At 35.3% G+C, this 19,319-nt stretch carries 13 protein-coding genes, 1 tRNA gene and 2 pseudogenes; 12 read left to right on the top strand and 4 right to left on the bottom strand.

Annotated features, from left to right (window positions below; translation table 11 throughout):
• Positions 1 to 55 precede the first annotated feature (55 nt).
• The 4 genes from HX13_RS17690 to HX13_RS17670 all read left to right on the top strand — a co-directional run bounded on the left by HX13_RS17690 (position 56) and on the right by HX13_RS17670 (position 7,885).
• Entirely contained in the window at positions 56 to 3,811 is a 3,756-nt protein-coding gene (locus HX13_RS17690) for an FG-GAP-like repeat-containing protein (protein WP_128572481.1), read from the top strand.
• Positions 3,798 to 4,619, top strand: a complete 822-nt coding sequence (locus tag HX13_RS17685; RefSeq protein WP_050022160.1) for an RHS repeat protein — start codon at positions 3,798 to 3,800, stop codon at positions 4,617 to 4,619. The genes HX13_RS17690 and HX13_RS17685 overlap by 14 nt, the downstream gene beginning before the upstream one ends.
• Entirely contained in the window at positions 4,573 to 7,167 is a 2,595-nt protein-coding gene (locus HX13_RS24760; RefSeq protein WP_157837464.1) for an RHS repeat-associated core domain-containing protein, read from the top strand. Before HX13_RS17685 ends, HX13_RS24760 begins: the two co-directional genes overlap by 47 nt.
• A 442-nt stretch (positions 7,168 to 7,609) precedes the next feature.
• Positions 7,610 to 7,885 carry a hypothetical protein gene (locus HX13_RS17670; RefSeq protein WP_050022157.1) on the top strand — a complete coding sequence of 92 codons (276 nt, stop codon included), beginning with the start codon at positions 7,610 to 7,612 and terminating at the stop codon, positions 7,883 to 7,885.
• 331 nt (positions 7,886 to 8,216) lie between these two features.
• Here the strand turns inward: HX13_RS17670 and HX13_RS17665 are convergent.
• Positions 8,217 to 8,287 (bottom strand) — tRNA-Gln (locus tag HX13_RS17665).
• 156 nt (positions 8,288 to 8,443) lie between these two features.
• Here HX13_RS17665 and HX13_RS17660 point away from each other — a divergent pair.
• The 5 genes and pseudogenes from HX13_RS17660 to HX13_RS17640 all read left to right on the top strand — a co-directional run bounded on the left by HX13_RS17660 (position 8,444) and on the right by HX13_RS17640 (position 12,537).
• On the top strand, positions 8,444 to 9,322 hold the full coding sequence (locus HX13_RS17660) for an AMP-binding protein (RefSeq protein ID WP_316931351.1): 879 nt from the start codon (positions 8,444 to 8,446) through the stop codon (positions 9,320 to 9,322).
• A 132-nt stretch (positions 9,323 to 9,454) separates the two neighbouring features.
• Positions 9,455 to 9,799 carry a peptide chain release factor-like protein gene (locus HX13_RS17655; RefSeq protein ID WP_238555473.1) on the top strand — a complete coding sequence of 115 codons (345 nt, stop codon included), beginning with the start codon at positions 9,455 to 9,457 and terminating at the stop codon, positions 9,797 to 9,799.
• Positions 9,800 to 9,891: 92 nt separating this feature from the next.
• The gene (locus HX13_RS17650; RefSeq protein ID WP_050022156.1) at positions 9,892 to 10,536 is read left to right on the top strand and encodes a hypothetical protein; all 645 of its coding nucleotides are present in this window, start codon (positions 9,892 to 9,894) and stop codon (positions 10,534 to 10,536) included.
• 290 nt (positions 10,537 to 10,826) lie between these two features.
• A pseudogene (locus tag HX13_RS17645) lies at positions 10,827 to 11,208 on the top strand (GreA/GreB family elongation factor).
• Positions 11,209 to 11,562: 354 nt separating this feature from the next.
• Positions 11,563 to 12,537: a deoxyhypusine synthase family protein gene (locus tag HX13_RS17640; protein ID WP_050022155.1), complete on the top strand. Its 975-nt coding sequence runs from the start codon at positions 11,563 to 11,565 to the stop codon at positions 12,535 to 12,537.
• Positions 12,538 to 12,973: 436 nt separating this feature from the next.
• On the opposite strand, the gene HX13_RS22845 is transcribed toward HX13_RS17640, so the two are convergent.
• Positions 12,974 to 13,120 carry a hypothetical protein gene (locus HX13_RS22845; RefSeq protein ID WP_185113619.1) on the bottom strand — a complete coding sequence of 49 codons (147 nt, stop codon included), beginning with the start codon at positions 13,118 to 13,120 and terminating at the stop codon, positions 12,974 to 12,976.
• Between the two features lie 95 nt (positions 13,121 to 13,215).
• Between HX13_RS22845 and HX13_RS17635 the strand changes: the two genes are divergently transcribed.
• Complete coding sequence (locus HX13_RS17635; RefSeq protein ID WP_050022154.1) at positions 13,216 to 13,512, top strand: MGMT family protein; 297 nt, start codon at positions 13,216 to 13,218, stop codon at positions 13,510 to 13,512.
• Between the two features lie 169 nt (positions 13,513 to 13,681).
• Here the strand turns inward: HX13_RS17635 and HX13_RS17630 are convergent, their stop codons facing one another.
• Together HX13_RS17630 and htpG are read right to left on the bottom strand one after the other, a co-directional pair.
• Complete coding sequence (locus HX13_RS17630; RefSeq protein WP_050022153.1) at positions 13,682 to 14,053, bottom strand: helix-turn-helix domain-containing protein; 372 nt, start codon at positions 14,051 to 14,053, stop codon at positions 13,682 to 13,684.
• 305 nt (positions 14,054 to 14,358) lie between these two features.
• A pseudogene (gene htpG / locus HX13_RS17625) lies at positions 14,359 to 16,252 on the bottom strand (molecular chaperone HtpG).
• Between the two features lie 158 nt (positions 16,253 to 16,410).
• Between htpG and HX13_RS24755 the strand changes: the two are divergent.
• Together HX13_RS24755 and HX13_RS17620 are read left to right on the top strand one after the other, a co-directional pair.
• On the top strand, positions 16,411 to 17,061 hold the full coding sequence (locus HX13_RS24755; RefSeq protein WP_238555472.1) for a hypothetical protein: 651 nt from the start codon (positions 16,411 to 16,413) through the stop codon (positions 17,059 to 17,061).
• Positions 17,062 to 17,216: 155 nt separating this feature from the next.
• Positions 17,217 to 19,304 (top strand): alpha/beta hydrolase family protein, encoded by a 2,088-nt coding sequence (locus HX13_RS17620; RefSeq protein WP_238555471.1) that lies wholly within the window; start codon positions 17,217 to 17,219, stop codon positions 19,302 to 19,304.
• Positions 19,305 to 19,319: the final 15 nt, after the last annotated feature.

Here is a 19,319-nt window from a genome sequence, read left to right as displayed (position 1 = left end):
ATATTCTTTCAAGGTTATCGAACTATTTTTCAATTAATTATAAAAACTAATAACAATGAAATTTTTCTCATCATTGATGTTGTCTTTGTGTTCGGTATGGGGCTTTTCACAGACCATACTCTACCAGGCAGAATCTACCTCGCGGACGGTACAGGATCCGCAGACGGTGGTCATGGCACAGGGATTTCATGCCAAATCGGATGTTTCAAATCCGTTTGTGGCGAAAATAGGTCCAGCCACGGAAAATCCGGGCGGAGGGCCAACAAATTCAAATGCAGGATCTGGTAATCCAAACGGAACATCTGCTCCTGCGGGAAAGAGTTTTCATGATACAAAGGGAAACATAGAAGTTACCGGAACAGGACAATTAGAATTTACTTTGCCTATTGCCTTACCGCCGGGAGTGAAAAGTGTGGCTCCGCAAGTAAATTTGGTATATACTAGTGGTTCAGGAAATGGAATTGCGGGGTATGGCTGGAATATTTCCGGAATTACGGCAATTTCAAGAATATCAAAGAATATTGAAAGAGACGGAGCTAGCAAAGGAATTCAGCTGGATTATTCTGATGTTTATAGTTTTAACGGACAAAGGTTAATTTTAAAATCCGGTGAATATGGAAAAGATGGAGCAGAATATTATACAGAAAAATATTCTAATGCTAAAATCAGATCTGTAGGAAATACGTTGGGAATATCCGGACCGGATTATTGGGAAGTGACTTTTGAAGACGGTTCGCAAGCCAAATACGAAAGAACATTCTCAGACGGATTTATAGGTGGAGGATCTACTCCAACTTTAGATTATAATATTACCAAATGGAAGGATGCACAAGGAAATTATATTACCTATAATTATGAATATAATGGTAGTAATGGGGGCTTTAGAGAAGTAACAGGCGGCGTATCGAGAATATCCTATATTGCTTGGGGAGGAAATGAAATCTTGAATAAACCTCATTATAACGGAATTCAATTCAATTATAGTGACAGAGGATTTACTGAAGTGAATTACCTTCAGGGTTATAAATATAACCAGGATAAGATATTAAAAGAGATTATTGTCACTTCTAATGGAAACCCATTTAAAAAATATGGAGTAGAGTATACTGATAATGGTACAAGCTATCAGTTCGTTAATAAAATTACTGAATATAATGCAGCTGATGAAGCTGCTAATCCTGTAGAAATTGTGTATGAACCGGCAGCTGCTGGAAATGAAGAAAATAGCAGAGAAAGTGATGTAGCCACCACAAATACAAAAAAATACGGGGATTTTAATATGGATGGGATTACTGATTATTTAGAATTTTTACCCAATCCGGGATCTACGCCATCAGGACCGGTAGGATCATTGATTTTTAGAAGTTCTGTATATAAATCTGTCCCTCCGGTTCCATTACAGTATCCATTGGGAAGTTTTACCGAAGCTGAATTTGCTAAAGGAGCACCTATTGTTTTTAAGAAAAATAATATGGTGAAAAACAGTGTTGGAATTGTAATTCCTCATAAACTAAATACTCCAAGTGCGGCTAAGTCTGATTATGAGTTGCAGGTGTATTCTGTGGATCTTCAAAACTATAAATTCAATCTTGAGTATACCAAGCGTCTTTCTTATGACCAATATACAATGAATGATGGTGACGAAGATGATCCGGGATATTGGTGTACCTATTCAGGAATTATGATGCCTGAATTTACAAGCTATGATTATAATGGAGATGGAATATCAGAATTACTGATTAGTTTTTCGAGATCAAAAACATGTACAGACCCTGATATACTTAATCCTGTAGATCCTACTGTTCCACTAAAAACAGGGGGTACTTTAACAGAAGAACCGGCTCCTCATATTTTAGAACCATCTATCGATTCTACGAATACAGAATTTACAGGTAGTGTTCAACCGGAGAATTCTGATAACGTAAAAATCATAAATCCGGGAGGAATTACCACGACGCAATATGGCTCTTCTATTTTATTTGATCTTGATGAGAATTTAAGTTCAGATCAAAGTATCTATAAATATGAAGAAAGGTATGGTACAGTGAATAGAAAAGTACAATTTGCTGATCTTAATGGAGATGGGATACAGGATATCATCTGGCTAAATTTATCAAATGGAGAGATGACCAGGGTATTCAATATCCAAAAAACAGAAGCTGGAGCCTATACAACAGTCAATGTTGCCAACTTTACAGGTCAGACATTAAGCGGGTTTTTCCATGGTGCTTTATATGGAGACTTCAACGGGGATAGTAAAGTGGATATATTGGTTCCGCAAGCTAATAAATCCTACAATTGGAATTTATTTATTTCCGATGGAAAGCAGCTGAAGCAATCTTATATTAATAATTTTATTTTCTATTATTCAGGAACAGAAACAATTAGTAAAGATACGCATAATACCTGGTTTGAGAAAAGCTGTACCAGCGGAGTCAACAGATACTTCCAATACAATACGGCTGACTTGGATGGAGATGGAAAATCTGAAGTATTGGTTTCTAACGTTCTTATCAATGATCATCAATGGAATGCACATCATGACCAGGAATGGACTAAAACCCATGTCACAGTATATTCAGTAAATAAACTACCGGGAGCATCCAACAAGGGAATTGTTTATAATCCTCCTGTGGGAACAAGTTGGCCTTGGAACTCAATTCCTTCTAATGATAACATAGAGAATACTGCTATAATTGAAACAAACAGTAATATTAATTTTTACAGAACCAGAGACTGGAAGAAAAACTTCAATGAAAAAGTAATTCCGTTTAGTACCCTCTCATTAAACAGGGATAATCAACAGATTATCTTAATGGGAAGACCAGATGACTGTGCTGGTGTAGTAGGATGTCCTTATAATCATGTTATCCAGTATAATTATCCTTATGTCCCGGCTCTTGCCAGAGTTAAAAATATCAAGCAAGGAGGAGTCATTACAGAGTTGGTTTACCAGGAATTGAATTCAAAGGCTGATGCTAATTTCTATAAACCTATCAAAAAAGAGTTATATCCTTATTATGAATTGGAGCAAATGCCATTATCTTTGGCAGTATCCCAGCTGAAGCAATATACACCTGCGGGAGTATTGATACAGGATTTCAGATACAGGGGATTTTTAACTCATTTTACAGGAAAAGGAATTGTCGGATTCCGACAGTCAGCCCGTTCTTCTTTGTACGCGATCGGTAAAGAAAATACAAAAATCTGGACCGGACAGGAAATGGATCCGCTTAACGATGGAGTGCCTGTAAAAGAATGGTCGATAAGAACTAATGATGATTCAAAAGTATTCCCGGATGATCTTTCTGAGAATAATACTCAATTGTTAAGCTTTAAGTCTACAGTATATAAAACGGATAAGCTAATCAATAATCAGGTAGTTGCTAATATTCCTGCAGCCGATCAATCCAAGGTAGTAACGGCTACTGTACCTGTTGCGACAAAGATTAAAGACTTTTTGACCAATGTGTTGACTACCAATACAATTTCCTATGGAAATTACTACCTGGCTTCACAAACCGTATCGAGTATCAATAACGGTTTTGCAACAAAAACAACACAAATTGAATATGCACATAACCCGAATGGAACAGGAAAAGACTATTATATTGGCCGTTTATCTAAAAAGACAGAGGAAAATGCAGCTTATTCCAGTACCGCTAAGAATATTGAGCAATATACTTATGAAGATAATAAGCTGAAGACCTTAAAGACAAGTGTTGGAAACGATTCCAATAATTATATGCTGGAAGATTATGTCTATGATGGTTTTGGGAACGTGGTAGAAAAAAAAGATGACATCGAATGACGGCCAAACTCAGACTAACAAAACCCAATATGATGCTTTAGGAAGATTTGTAATAAAGAAAACAGACAACTTAGGTTTAGAAACCAATATTACTTATAACGATTGGGGACAAATCCTTACCCAAACAGACGCACTTGGAAATACATCAGTAAATACTTATGACAAATGGGGTAAAATACTGACTGCAAAAACAAACTTGAATGGGATAACCAATTATCAGTATACCATGGATGATTATGGAAATGCAACGGTTATTCAATATGATCCTAATGGAAATATCTCAAAGAAGACTACCAATAAGTTGGGCCAGGAGTTTAAGATTGTAACAAAAGCTTTTGGACAAGGGCAGTATGTTGCTAAAGATATTCAATATGATATCCTTGGAAGAAAGGTAGTAGAAACTGAACCCTATTTTGAAGATCAGTCTCCGTCTCAATGGAATACTATAGAATACGATGATTCCGTATTTCCCGCCAAGACAACACTCACTTCATTCACTGGTAAAAAGGTAATCAGTACTGTAGCAGGTCTGACAACAACTGTTAAAGAGGATAATGGTTATGGAAGAACGACAACGAAAACATTAGATGCTTTAGGAAATGTAATTTCGACCTCTGATAAAGGTGGGGTTATTAACTTTACTTATAATGCAGCTGGAAAGCAGATTAAAGCCCAGTATGCAGAAAATATTGTAACGACAAAGTATGATGATTGGGGTAGAAAAATAGAATTCAATGATCCATCTAATGGTGTCTATAAATATGAGTATAACGGTTTTGGGCAGACTAAAAAAAATAATAAGCCCTAAAGGAACCAAAGAGTATGTTTATAACAATTTAGGTCAGCTTATTTCTCAGAAAGAAATTTCTACTGTAGATGGCGGTCAGACTACCAACAAAACAGTTTCGTTTACTTATGATGATAAAGGAAGGCTGATTTCAAAGTCAGGAACTTCCAAAGGCAAAGCTTACAGTTCGAATATAGCTTATGATCCGCAGGGAAGAGTTCTCTCAACATCAGAAAGCAGCAATGAAAAATATTTCATTCAGAAAGGAATAACCTATGATGATAAAGGAAGAGTAATGTCTTATGAAAAACAATTGTATTCTTCCGGAGTCCTTACAAAGGTAAATCTTGAAAATGTTTATAGTGCCTGGAGTGGAGATTTATATCAGGTAAAAGATAAGAATTCTGGGAAAGTATTATGGGAGCTGAAGAGCACTAATGCAAAAGGGCAGGTTCTTCAATCCAGATTGGGAGCGGCAGATGTTAACAATATGTATGATAATAATGGGTTCTTAACAAGTGTTAATCATTCTTCACAGGTTAAACAAAACATTTTACAACTAACCTATTCATTTGATGCTATTAAAAATGAATTAAAAAGCAGGGTTACCGGAGGAGACTTTAATATTACAGAATCGTTTGACTATGATGACAACAACAGGCTGGTTAACTGGACGAATCCTGTAACAGGAGTTAAGACGCAAAATGCATTGCTAAATGTTTATGATGCCAAAGGGAGAATCCTTGAAAACGATCAGGTTGGAAAAATTAAATTTGAAAATTCTGCGAAGATATATCAACCGACAGGAATGACCCTTAATGCTGCAGGAACTCAGAATTATAACAATGATTTAATTCAGAATGTTGTTTATAATGAAAATAATGATCCTGTATTTATTGATGGAGAAAAAGGAGATGTTGCCTTCCAGTATGGATTAACATCAATGAGGCAAAGAGTTACTTATGGAGGCAACTTTAATACTGATGCAGATGGTAAATTCACCAAATTCTACAATGAAGACGGAAGTTTTGAAGTAGTAAGAGATAATGCAACGGGTAAAGAAAAACATATTCTTTATATTGGTGGAACACCTTATGAAAGTAATATTATTTTTGTCAAGAACTATACAGAGAACAACGGTTCTTATAAATTCCTTCATAAAGATTATTTAGGAAGTATCTTAGCGATCAGTGACGAAGCAGGAAATAAATTAGAACAGAGACACTTTGATGCATGGGGTAACTTCACTCATCTTCAGATAGGAAACGGACCAATAGAAACCGATATTAACAGAATTAAGGAGATTGCTAATACTGGAGGATTATTATTGGAAAGAGGGTATACTTCGCATGAGCACTTCATGGAAGTAGGAATTATCCATATGAATGGAAGATTATATGATCCTTTATTGAGAAGATTTTTAAATGCAGACGAGAATATTCAGGATCCTTATAATACTCAAAATTATAATAAGTATGGATATGTAATGAACAATCCTTTATTATACAATGACCCTAGTGGAGAAATTTTCGGATTAGTGCCATTATTGTCAGCTGTGATTATTGGAGCATTTGTAGGAACAGTTGCTTATATTGTGAGTTCTTTAATTACAGGACAAAGTATTACTTTGCTGGGAATTTTTAAATCCACTATATTTGGAGCCATATCAGGAGCCGTAACCTTTGGAATAGGAAGCATATTCTCCGTTGTCAAAGAAGGTGTGCAGGTTGCTACTGCGTTAGCAGATAGTTTAGGAAAGGTAGGTACCGTATTTGTACAGGCTGCAGCTCATGGTATTGCACAGGGAACATTATCATTGATGCAGGGAGGTTCTTTCCATCAGGCGCTTATTTCAGGCGCGTTAGGAAGCTTAGGAGCTAGCGCATTTGGAGCCGTTGCAAAAGATGTGGCAAACTCTGCATTAGGAAAAATTGCTTTTGGAGCAGTAGCTGGAGGAATTGGCTCTGAATTGGCTGGAGGAAACTTTTGGCAAGGAGCTGTTATTGGAGGAATTGTTGCAGGACTAAATCATGGATTACATGAGATGGATGGCCCAGGAGATGATAAACCAAAGAAAGGTTCAAACTATAAAATTCCTAGAACAACTGTGAATTTTAAAGTAGAGCAAGGTGCTGCGCTATTTATTCAAAAAGATAGCAGAAGTGTATTGGATATGGATGTATATACTATTAAGGGCACCATGACACTTCTAGGGAATGAGTTAACAGTAACAGCAATTGGAGCTACAACAAACTTGCAAATTAGTCCTTACTTTTTTGGAGAAATTAATGTCACTGGAAGCAGCCCATATGGGCTATCTACATTTAATGTTACGATACCTTTATCGAGAAGTTATGGTTATAGAGCTATAGAATCTGGTTATAGAGAAATCGGAACAGCAAAATATACACTTCCAAAAGGAACTAGTAATGTAGATGTTAGAATTAAAGCTGGGTATATCTTTAACTTACCTGGTTATGGTGTGGGAACACCTTTTCCAAAGACAACCGATTATAACTATCATTTTGGTAAAGGAGTAGGCCTTAATCAATATCCAATATTTCAATAATGATATATAAAGATTTATTTAAAATAAGCATAAACTTTATTGCAATAAAATTATTTATAGATTGCATTTCTATCGTTCCTGAAAAGATTCATGAATCTTTTCTGAAAGGAAACTGGATAAATAATGTAATAGTATATCTTCTTTTAAACTTTATAATTATTTTTCTACTGCTTAGATGTAATAATTATTTAGTAGATAAAGTTTTTCCGAAGAAAGAGAATTATTTAAGTAATAAAAATTCTTTATCAATTATTAAAGTCTCAATCATTATTTGTACTTATTATATTATTTTTACAACAGGTTTTTCTCTGATTAGTAGTATGATATTTACTAATGGAATTACTTTCAATATTATAATAGAAAAATTAAGTAGTATTATCATTTCTTTTTTTGCTACTCCAATTTTCTGATGTAATTGCTGAAAAAATAAAATCATTTATAAATGGATAATAAGGATTATAAAGAAAATCAAGAAAATGATTTTTTGGATGAATTTGAAGATTGGCATTCCCGCAAGTATAGCGATGATTATAGATTTAGAAATAAAACACCTTTCTTTGTTAAAAATCCTAATCGCTTAATTAATGGGATTTTATTTTTAACTATTCCTTTTTTAAGCTTGATAGTGTCTATTGTTTTAGGCCTTGGAGTAGGTTTCTATTTGTTTTTTTTTAATAGCTTGTATTCCTGGGAGCTATTTGATCATAAAACATTTTAGGCCCTGACAATATAGATATAACAAGCAAACGTTTTTAAATAAATATTACTAAGACTGTCTCATTGAGACGGTCTTTTTTTATAAAGAACGCGTTATTTATTTGGATGTGAAAGATGTAAAATAACGGATCAATTTCAAAAGTTGTGGAGTTTGGAATATTAAATCTAGTTAATTATCAATTTCACACAAGGATTTTTGTCTGGTGTTGATACTATAAAGCGAAGACTGTGTCAACTTTTGATTAACCCAAATTTCGAGACTAATCCAAAATTGAATTAAAATCATGTTAGAATAAAAAACAAAAAAACCACCCTTTAAAAAGGATGGTTTGTAGACCCACAGGGATTCGAACCCCAGATGACTGAACCAAAATCAGTAGTGTTACCGCTACACCATGGGTCTCTGTTTGTTTTAGTGGTGCAAATTTAAAGCTTTTTTCTTTATTTACAAGAACTTTTTGAAATTTTTTTTTAAATTTACTGTAGAATTTATTCATGGAAAACATGCTGATAGACTTCAATAATCTCAATATTAATCAATTATCTTTCAATACCGGATTTGAAAAAAAAAGTGGAGGCATTCCTGGAAGAATGGTACTCTGATGGAAATACGGTAAAAGTACAGACCTCAGGCTCTACCGGAACTCCTAAAATTTTTGAGATTGAGAAAAACAAAATGATCAATTCAGCAGTGATGACCTGCAATTTCTTGGACTTAAAAAAAGAAGATACAGCATTATTATGTTTGCCGGTAGAATATATTTCAGGGAAAATGATGATCGTGCGATCTATTGAACGGAAATTAAGATTATTTATTTCAGAACCCTCTTTACGGCCTTTGGAAAACTTGAAAGATGAAATAGACTTTTGTGCCATGACACCTGTCCAGGTGGAAAATTCCCTGGACAAGCTTTATCTGATCAAAAACCTGATTATTGGAGGAGCGGCCGTTTCTGAAAGCCTGAAAAATAAAATTCATCAAATGAAGCTTAGCACCTCGAATCGTATTTTTGAAACGTATGGAATGTCAGAGACCCTTTCTCATATTGCTCTAAAACAATTGATGCCGGAACCGGAAGAATATTTTACAGCTTTTGAAAATGTATCTGTTTCTTTAGATGAAAGAGATTGTTTAAAAATATTTGCCCCCAATGTAAATGCCGAAGTTCTTCATACTAATGATTTAGTTGAAATTAAAAATAATAATCAATTCAGGTTTTTAGGACGAATAGATAACGTGATCAACTCAGGTGGAGCGAAAATTTTTCCGGAAGAACTTGAAGCTCTGGCCAAAAGAGAAATTTCAAATGAAGTTGTTTTTGTTGGAGTAAAAGATGAGAGTTTGGGACAGAAATTGCTGGTGGTCATAGAAGGAAGTGAATCAGAGTCTGTCAGAAAAATTATTTCTGAACTTCCATTTGAAAAAAAAATTTCATAGACCAAAAGAAATTATTTTTATCAATGAAATGCCAAGAACTCCTAATGGGAAAGTCAACAGAATTGAACTCCATAAAATTATTAATGAAAACAGATAATTTCATTTAAACCACTGAATTCAAAATCTGATACAATGAAAAACTTTTCAAAAGAACTTAGTTTTAAAACTTCCAGAAGCAGTGGTGCAGGAGGGCAAAACGTCAACAAAGTGGAGACCGCTGTTACCGTTCTTTGGAATGTCGAAGCATCTGAATTTTTCAATGAAGAAGAAAAACTATTAATTCAGCATAAACTTAAAAACAGGATCAATGCAGAAGGTTTTTTATTCCTGAACGTTTCTGAAAGCAGAACCCAGCTGATGAATAAAAATAAAGCGATTGATAAGATAATCGAACTGGTTAATAAAGCATTGGTTATTCCTAAAAAAAAGAACCGCTACAAAACCTTCAAAAGCCCAAAAACAAAAAAGATTGGATAACAAAAAAAAGCTTTCTGATAAAAAGGAAAACAGAAGATTTAAATTGTAGTAACTGTTTAATAGAAAATCTTATTTTTGTCGAAATTTTCAAAATGATAAAAAAACTACTTCTATCAGGAGCTATTTCGACTTCTTTATTTTCTTTTGCTCAACAAAAATTTTCATTCATCCCATCAGTAGGATATGGATGGAGAATTGCAGAAACTCCTTCCGGACTTTCAAGAGAAGAAAGAAATTATATTAAAGGGTTAAAAAGTGGTCTTCATATTGATCTTTCTGCTTATTATCACCTTAGAAATATTGGAATCGGATTAAAATTTTCCAACTACAGTGCTTCAAGCAATGGAATATTATCTGCACGCAATTCCCAGGGATATTATGTTGCTGTTCCGGTGAGTACAAATGATAATATTACATTCTTCGGGCCTTCCATCATGTATTCCAACTATAATGAACCTACCAATCATAAATTGTTTTTTGATGTAGCATTAGGGGTTATTTCCTATACTACAAAAACCGGAAATGTAAAAGGTACTGGCTCTAATCTTGGCCTGGATGCCGGTTTGGGTTACCAATATGCACTTTCAAAAAATATTTTTATAGGACCAAAACTGAGTGTAACGGCAGGAACATTAAATAAAATGACGATTAACGGGACAACCGTAAACTTTGGTGATAAGGAAAAAGAGGGATTAACCCGTGTTTCCTTAAGCGGAGTCGCTACATTCCATTTTTAAGTTCTATATTTGTTAGAATTAAAATAACAATATCATGACAGCAACAATCTTTTTTTCGGCAGAACGCAGAGGAACGGGGTTGTTGCTGTCATTGCTCTATTTACACACAGATTCTTTCCTGAAAAGTTCTAAAGACTTTATCAATTAAGCCCTGTCAGGATCCAAGGCAGGGAATCATTCCGGATTTTTTATTTATCATTTTGCGGTTTTCCAGAGAAGGAGGTTATTAATGCCTGGCTTCTACATTGGATCATCGGAAATATTCGCATCCTCATTTAAAAACTGAACAAATGTCAGATCATATTATTGTAACTACCGGGATTTACGATGCTATTAAGGATACATTAAGAAGGAAAAAAGTTAGCATTGAAGAAGAAAAAAAGACTTACAGAAGAATTAAGGAAAGCCAGGCAGGTACTGAGAAGGGAACTGCCTGAAGATATCGTTACAGTTAACAGAAAAGTAACTTTAAAAGACCATACCCTGGGCCAGGAGCACGAATATATTTTTGTACCGTCTACCAAAGAAAAGCTTAAGAAAAATAAACACTCTATCCTTTCCAATATTGCACTGGCAGTAGTGGGATATAAAGTAGGGGATATTATCAATTGGCCTTTTAAAGATGGCGAGAGAAAAATTGAAATTGTAAAAGTAGAAACCTGGGAAGGATAAACTTTCCTGAATGCTACATATAGGTTGAATTTATGAGAAAACGTAGTCCATTTGGACTGCGTTTTCTGTTTCCGGGATACGTATAAATATTGAAAAATGAGTAAAGATTTCAAATATGATCATTTTAAGAACACAATATTTTCTCCTTGATAAAATTGAGCGCATAATATATTTTATCATATCTGTTCAATCTGTATCTGGGAAAAATAAATTAATATCGTTATGTTCCATTTTATTGGTCTTAGCCTCGTCTCATTTAACAAATGATAAAAAATAACTCCTCTGTGAGACTTTCTGCAAGTGCATAAGCCGCAATCCATTTTTAAGTTTTATCTTTGCAAAAATTTAAAAAAAATGAACAAACCAATTTCTGAATTTATAGAGAAATATTACCTGCATTTCAATGCAGCAGCGTTGGTAGATGCTTCAAAAGGATATGTGGCACACCTTAAAGATGGTGGAAAAATGATGATCACTCTGGCAGGGGCAATGTCTACTGCTGAGTTAGGTAAAATTCTTGCAGAAATGATCCGTCAGGGTAAAGTAGACTTTATCTCTTGTACAGGAGCTAACCTTGAAGAAGACCTGATGAACCTTGTGGCTCATTCACATTATGAAAGAGTTCCTCATTACAGAGACCTTACTCCGCAAGAAGAATGGGATCTGTTGGAAAGAGGACTAAACAGAGTTACAGATACCTGTATCCCTGAAGAAGAAGCATTCAGAAGATTACAAAAACATATCGTTGAAATCTGGAAGGATGCCGAAGCAAAAGGAGAAAGATATTTTCCACACGAATATATGTACAAAATGATCCTTTCCGGAGTTTTAGAGCAGTATTATGAAATTCCGAGAGAAAACTCCTGGATGATTGCTGCTGCCGAGGCTAATTTACCAATCGTAGTTCCGGGATGGGAAGATTCTACCATGGGTAATATTTTCGCTTCTTACTGTATCAAAGGAGAGCTTAAGCCTTCTACCATGAAATCAGGTATTGAGTACATGACTTATCTTGCAGATTGGTATACTAAAAACTCAGGAGGTAAAGGTGTTGGATTCTTCCAAATCGGAGGAGGTATCGCAGGAGATTTCCCTATCTGTGTAGTGCCAATGCTATATCAGGATATGGAAATGCATGATATTCCTTTCTGGTCTTATTTCTGCCAGATTTCTGATTCTACAACATCTTACGGTTCATACTCAGGGGCGGTTCCAAACGAGAAAATTACTTGGGGTAAACTGGATATCACTACACCGAAATTTATCGTTGAAAGTGATGCAACAATCTGTGCGCCATTGATGTTCTCTTACATCCTGGAGAATTCTTAAGAAGAGACTCTTTGCGAGACTATAATAATAGCGTTTCCATTTCTGGGAGCGCTTTTTTTATTTCCAGACTTTCAGTTTTTATCTCTCGCAAATTTTACAGATTAGGCAGATTCTGTGATAAGGTATAGAGGGTTGGAAATCGCAAAGGCGCCAATTCTTTTACATGCATAATGTTTTAAGGCGCAAGGATTTTATCTTCGATAAAATTGCATACCGCTGAATAATATTGCCATGCATACACAAATACATTATAGATGTTTATTTGTGTGTATAAAAATGTTATTCGTGCATTAGTGTCAATATGCATGATATTGGTCGAAGTCCTTTGCGCTTTTATGATTTCCAACAAATCTGTGTAATCAGCAAGATCTGCGAGCAAAATATTTAAGCGTCATTTGGATCTGTAAAAACCTGTGTCATCGGCGGAAAAATAAAATCAATCCAATGAATTAACCAGTACAAAATAACGGTAGGCCAGAATTCCTTTTTCTAGCTTTGTCAGCTTATTGGGATCTTTCTTACTCAGCTTCGGAAGAACCTTTTTATTCACAGCATTAAGCAATCGGAAAAATGATTTTTTCATATCTTTATTCTTTTAATGAAACATCATTGAATAGATGAGAGTCCAAAAAATGATGCAACATTTATTAACAATAACTTGATATAATTCCTAAAAGCATGGATGAAATTTTCAAACAACAGGTTTATGAGGTAACAAGGCTTATTCCCAAGGGCAGGGTTTCTACGTATGGCGCTATAGCCAAAGCGGTAGGTTATCCTAATCATTCACGGCATGTAGGGAAAGCAATGGGCGGTTGTCCTGAAGATGTACCTGCCCACCGTGTCATTTCCAGCTCAGGAACATTGTCTGTTCCGGAATTCCAGAAGCGGCTGGAAACTGAAGGAATCACTGTGGAAAATCTAAGGATTAAGAATTTTAAAAAGCTGTTCTGGGATCCGATGAATGAACTATAAAATTTTTTCATTAACCATTAGCCAGCATATCGGCATAAATTTGTATACTAGTAGCAAAAATGGAGTGTTTTTGTAAACACAAAGTTCTTTAGTATTATCAATAAGAATATATAAAAAAATCACTCATACCATTGATATAAGTGATAATATTTCAGAGTCTGAAAATATATTATTTCTTAGTTCTTGAAGGGATTTGAGAACCTTTCAATTCCTCTTTCAGTTTTTCATTTTCTTCTTTTAATAAAGCGATATAGCCCTGAAGGTTCTCAATAATTGATCCGGGAATATTATTAAACTGATTAAAGTTTCCATTTCCTCCTGAAGAACTGTCATTAAATACTGGATGATCATTATTAACAACAACCTTAGGTTCCTCTTCTTCATAAATTTCCTCTAGAGGCACATCCAAAAAACGGGCAATTTTCTCCCATTCATCAGGGATGATCCTTACATCACCACTTTCTTTTCTGCTGTAGTTTGACACATCTGTCGCAATAAAATCAGCAACCTGCTGTTGCGTATATCCTTTTTGCTTTCTGATGAAACGTAATTTTTTCTTTTTGCATGACCGACATTTTTATACAAAAAATGGCAAAAAAGCATAATCTATACAATAAAAAATAGAAAAAATATCTTTATAGGGCTAACTGTTAAATAGATGCACGGGAAAAATTCATAATATTAATGCTTCATGTAATATTATTGAATATTTTCCACGTTTTACACCAGTCCAAAAAGCGCATCATACAAAGTTATAAATAACCCAGTCCAGATAAACAATGTGATTTGTTTTCCAATTTTCTCACCATAAAAAAAGACTGCTTCGAATGAGGCAGTCTTTAGTAATTATTTTTCAAGTTGCTTGTAACTTCTCTGTATAAAATCAGTAAGGTCTTTTCCTTTCAACAGATTCTGAGAAAGTTTCGCAAGGTCCAGCGCATATTTGATCAGGCTTTCTTTCTTTTCGGCATTTTCAGTTTTTAAAATCTGATTGGAAAGTTCACTGTTGGAGTTCACCACAAGATTGTACATCTCCGGGAAACCTCCCATTCCAAACATGCCACCTCCGCCTGTTGCCTGCATTTCTTTCATTCTTCTCATAAATTCAGGCTGGGTAATGGTAAACGGCGCATCATTACTGTCTAAATCTTCAAGTTGTACAGTGAATTTAGTATCCTTAATGGCTTCTTCCACATTCTTTTTCAAAGATTCTTTTTCAGTTTCAGTCAATTTTGAGATAACCGGTTCATCTTTTTTGATCAGGTTATTGATATGATCTGCATCTACTCTTGCAAATGAAATATTTTCCTTGGAAGTTTCCAGTTTCTGGATAACGTGTGAAATAATCGGAGAATCTAACAACAAAACTTCATATCCTTTATCCTTGGCAGACTGAATGTAGCTGTGTTGTTCATCCGCATTCGTAGCGTACAGGATAACCAGTTTATTATCTTTATCCGTTTGTACAGGCTTGATTTTTTCAACCAATTCATCCCAAAGGAAATATTTTCCGTCTGTCGTAGGGTATAATGTGAACTTATCCGCTTTTTCCGCAAATTTTTCTTCCGTTACAATACCGTACTCGATAACTACTTTGATGTCGTTCCATTTCTTCTCATAATCTTCACGGTTTTCATTGATCAGAGAAGACATTTTGTCGGCTACTTTTTTAGTGATATAGGAAGAAATCTTTTTTACAGCACCATCTGCCTGAAGATAAGAACGGGACACATTCAACGGGATATCCGGAGAATCAATTACTCCTCGCAGAAGCATTAAGAAGTCAGGAACGATACCTTTTACTTCATCCGTTACAAATACCTGGTTTTGGTAAAGCTGGATTTTATCCTTATCAATATTTAAGTTGTTACTTAATTTCGGGAAGAATAAAACTCCGGTAAGATTGAACGGATAATCAACATTCAGGTGAATATGGAATAGAGGCTCTTCAAACTGCATCGGATACAGTTCGTGATAGAACTTCATATAATCTTCATTCGTAAGCTCACTTGGTGCGATAGTCCATGCCGGAGTCGGATTGTTGATAATATTATCTACTTCCTCAGTTTCAGCAACGGCACCTTCCGGAGCATCTTCCGGTAATGGTAACGTATGTGTTCTTGTTCCGAATTTGATTGGAACAGGCATGAATTTGTTATATTTTAAAAGCAACTCACGGATTCTTCCTTCTTCTAAGAATTCTACAGAATCTTCTGCGATGTGAAGGATGATTTCCGTACCTCTGTCAGTTTTGTCGGTTGTTTCTTCAAGAGTAAATTCAGGACTTCCGTCGCAGATCCATCTTACTGCCGGCTCATCTTTATAAGATTTTGTCAGGATTTCCACTTTTTCCGCTACCATAAATGCAGAGTAGAATCCAAGTCCAAAGTGTCCGATAATCCCGGAATCCTTTGCTGAGTCTTTATATTTTTCCAAAAATTCTTCAGCCCCGGAGAAAGCAACCTGGTTGATGTATTTTTCAACTTCTTCACCAGTCATCCCGATACCCTGATCGATGATACGTAATGTTTTTTGCTCTTTATCAATTTTAACTTCAAGTTTCGGGTTTCCGTATTCAACTTTTGCTTCGCCGATACTTGTTAAATGTTTCAATTTTAAAGTAGCATCCGTAGCATTGGAAATTAATTCTCTTAAGAATATTTCATGGTCACTGTAAAGAAATTTTTTTAATAAGCGGGAAAATATTTTCCACAGATACATTAATATTTCCTTTAGTCATAATATTTTAGATTTTTATTTTTCAAATCTTTCTCAAAAAAAAATACCATGGAAAATAAAGTGACAGAATGGCATTTTTTTTGTGTATAGAGAAACAGGGATATCATATGAAAATTGTCAAAGAAATATCTTACTTTTAATTCTTAAAATTTTTTAGAAATGAAGTTGAAATGTACAATTTTTATTCTGCTCATCATAACCTGCTGGATGTATGGGCAGAAAAAGCCTTTAGACCATTCTGTCTATGACAGTTGGCAAAATATAGGCACAAGAAAAATCTCAAATGATGGGAAATGGATTGCCTATTCTGTAGATGTTCAGGAAGGAAATTCTAATCTTTTTTTATATTCCGTTAAGAATAAAACTTCAAAGAAATTTGCAAGAGGAACAAAAGTAGATTTTACGAATGATTCCAGGTTTGCTGTTTTTCAAATCCGTCCTTTGTATAAAGATTTAAAAGCAGTAAAAGACAAAAAGCTCAAAAAAAGCAAACTAACAAAAGACAGCCTTGCAATCGTTGATTTTTTGAATGGTCAAACAGAGAAAATTCCTAATGTAAAAACATTTAAAATTCCTGAAAAAGCAGGATCTTACGTTGCTTATCTTCTGGAAAATCTAAAAGATAAATCTTCAGACGATTCTGATAAAGAAGATGGAGAAGAAAATAAAGATGAAGACAAAAATGCAAGGCCATTGCAGTTGGTTGTGCGGAATCTTTTGGACGGGAAAAGTACAACCTATGATAATGTAATCCGCTATGAATTCAGTAAAAATGGAAAGCAGCTTGCTTTTATTACTAAAAAAACCTGAAGAGAAAGCCAAGGATAAAAAAAACGGAAAAAGATGCTGACGATGAAAAATCAGCGGATAAAAAAGATAACGACAAATCAAAACCAAAGAAATATAGCCTTCAAACCGTACAATTGGTTGATCTGCAAAAAAGAACTGTAACTAAAATTTCGGAAATGGAAGGAGATTTTTCACAGCTGTCTTTTGATGAAGAAGGAAATCAGTTGGCATTTGTAGGAACTTCTTCTGCACAGAATGATCTGGTAAAGCTATATCAGCTATATTACTTTAATTGTAAAACGAACAAAAAGGAAATCATAACCAATGAAAATGCCCAAATGAAGAAAGATTGGGTAATCTCCGAAAACCGTTTACCTCTGTTCAGTAAAAACGGGAAGCAGCTGTATTTTGGGGTTGCTCCCAAACCGATTGCCAAAGATACTGCCATGATTGCCAATGATCATGCTGTTTTGGATATCTGGAATTACAAAGATGATTATCTGCAAACGGTGCAGCTAAAGGAATTAAAAAATGACTTGAAGAAATCGTATGCGGCAGTAATGCAAACGGAAAAACCCGATTTCTTTAGAAATATTGATGGGGAAGACCTGGATACTTTACGATTGGTGAATGAAGGAAATGCCGGATTTGCATTAGGCATTACCAGTTTGAACAACCGCATTTCCTCGCAGTGGGAAGGTTCAACAAAGAAAACCTATTTTCTTATCGATAATAAAACAGGAGAAAGAACGGAAATCGTTAAAAATCTGAACGGCTCGGTTGCTGTATCCCCGCTTGGGAAATTTGTCGTGATTTTCGACAGGGAAAAAGGAGTATGGCTAAGTTATAATGTTAAAACGAAGCAAACATTTCCACTCAGCACAGGACTGCCTGTTTCTTTCGTGGACGAAGAGTTTGATATGCCGGATTTCCCAAATTCTTACGGTATAGCATCCTGGACGGATAATGATGAATCAGTAATTATTAAAGACCGTTTCGATCTCTGGGAGTTTTTCCTGAACAGTTCAAAAAAACCAAGAAATATCACGAATGGCTATGGACGTAAACATAAAATAACATTCGATACTTACGACCTGGATAAAGATATTAAAAGTTTAAACCGAAAATCTCCTATTTATTTATCGGCGTTTGATAATACAACCAAGGCGAACGGGATTTTTAAAACATCTGTTCATTCAAATGCTGATCCTGTAAAAATCCAAATGGAAAATGTCTGGGGATACCGCAGTATTCAAAAAGCAAAAAATGCAGAAGAATATATGGTAATAAAAGAATCCTACACAGATTCTCCCAATATTTTTTCGACATCAGATTTTTCAAAACAACAAAAGCTGAGTGATACTAATCCACAACAAAAGCTTTACAATTGGGGAACGAACGAATTGGTGCATTGGACTACGCCAAAAGGGAATACTTCTACAGGAGTTTTATATAAGCCGGAAGATTTCAACCCCAATAAGAAATATCCTATGATTGTCTATTTCTATGAAAAGCTTTCAGATAATCTGAACCGCTATGTAGCACCGGCTCCCACGCCCTCAAGATTAAATATTTCTTATTTTGTAAGCAACGGTTATCTGGTCTTCACACCTGATATTTCGTATACAGACGGTTCTCCCGGAGAATCTGCAATGGAATATATCAATTCCGGGGTTGAAAAGCTAAAACAAAATTCCTGGGTAGATGGTACTAAAATCGGGATCCAGGGACAAAGCTGGGGAGGGTACCAGGTAGCCTATCTGATTGCCCATACCAATATGTATGCAGCAGCCTGGAGTGGTGCTCCTGTTGTCAATATGACTTCCGCCTATGGAGGAATCCGATGGACTTCAGGAATGAACAGACAATTTCAGTATGAAAAATCACAAAGCAGACTGGGGAAAAACTTATGGGAAGCACCGGATCTTTATATTAAAAATTCACCACTTTTTACGATTGATAAGGTAAATACTCCGGTTGTCATTATGAGTAACGATAAAGATGGAGCAGTGCCCTGGTATCAGGGAATTGAAATGTTCACAGCATTGCGCCGCCTCGGAAAACCCGCATGGCTTCTGAATTATAATGGCGATGATCACAATCTCATGAAACGCCAGAACAGGAAAGATATCCAAATCCGGGAACAGCAGTTTTTTGATTATTACCTTAAGGGAGCTAAAGCTCCGGTCTGGATGACAAAAGGTATTCCGGCCACCCAAAAAGGAAAAGACTGGGGATTTGAGCTGACAGATGATAAACCTTAATATTAAAACCCCGGC

The organism is Chryseobacterium sp. P1-3 (assembly GCF_000738495.1).
GTDB classification, from domain to species: domain Bacteria; phylum Bacteroidota; class Bacteroidia; order Flavobacteriales; family Weeksellaceae; genus Chryseobacterium; species Chryseobacterium gallinarum.
The sequence above is the reverse complement of the archived record's forward strand: the minus strand, read 5'-3'. Positions and strand labels throughout refer to the sequence as shown.

Bases quoted from the DNA above. Each gene is read 5' to 3' on its own strand.
- HX13_RS17690 (WP_128572481.1), top strand. From the start codon at position 56: ATGAAATTTTTCTCATCATTGATGTTGTCTTTGTGTTCGGTATGGGGC.
- HX13_RS17685 (WP_050022160.1), top strand. From the start codon at position 3,798: ATGACATCGAATGACGGCCAAACTCAGACTAACAAAACCCAATATGAT.
- HX13_RS24760 (WP_157837464.1), top strand. From the start codon at position 4,573: ATGAGTATAACGGTTTTGGGCAGACTAAAAAAAATAATAAGCCCTAAA.
- HX13_RS17670 (WP_050022157.1), top strand. From the start codon at position 7,610: ATGGATAATAAGGATTATAAAGAAAATCAAGAAAATGATTTTTTGGAT.
- HX13_RS17655 (WP_238555473.1), top strand. From the start codon at position 9,455: ATGAAAAACTTTTCAAAAGAACTTAGTTTTAAAACTTCCAGAAGCAGT.
- HX13_RS17650 (WP_050022156.1), top strand. From the start codon at position 9,892: ATGATAAAAAAACTACTTCTATCAGGAGCTATTTCGACTTCTTTATTT.
- HX13_RS17640 (WP_050022155.1), top strand. From the start codon at position 11,563: ATGAACAAACCAATTTCTGAATTTATAGAGAAATATTACCTGCATTTC.
- HX13_RS22845 (WP_185113619.1), bottom strand. From the start codon at position 13,120: ATGAAAAAATCATTTTTCCGATTGCTTAATGCTGTGAATAAAAAGGTT.
- HX13_RS17635 (WP_050022154.1), top strand. From the start codon at position 13,216: ATGGATGAAATTTTCAAACAACAGGTTTATGAGGTAACAAGGCTTATT.
- HX13_RS24755 (WP_238555472.1), top strand. From the start codon at position 16,411: ATGAAGTTGAAATGTACAATTTTTATTCTGCTCATCATAACCTGCTGG.
- HX13_RS17620 (WP_238555471.1), top strand. From the start codon at position 17,217: ATGGAAGGAGATTTTTCACAGCTGTCTTTTGATGAAGAAGGAAATCAG.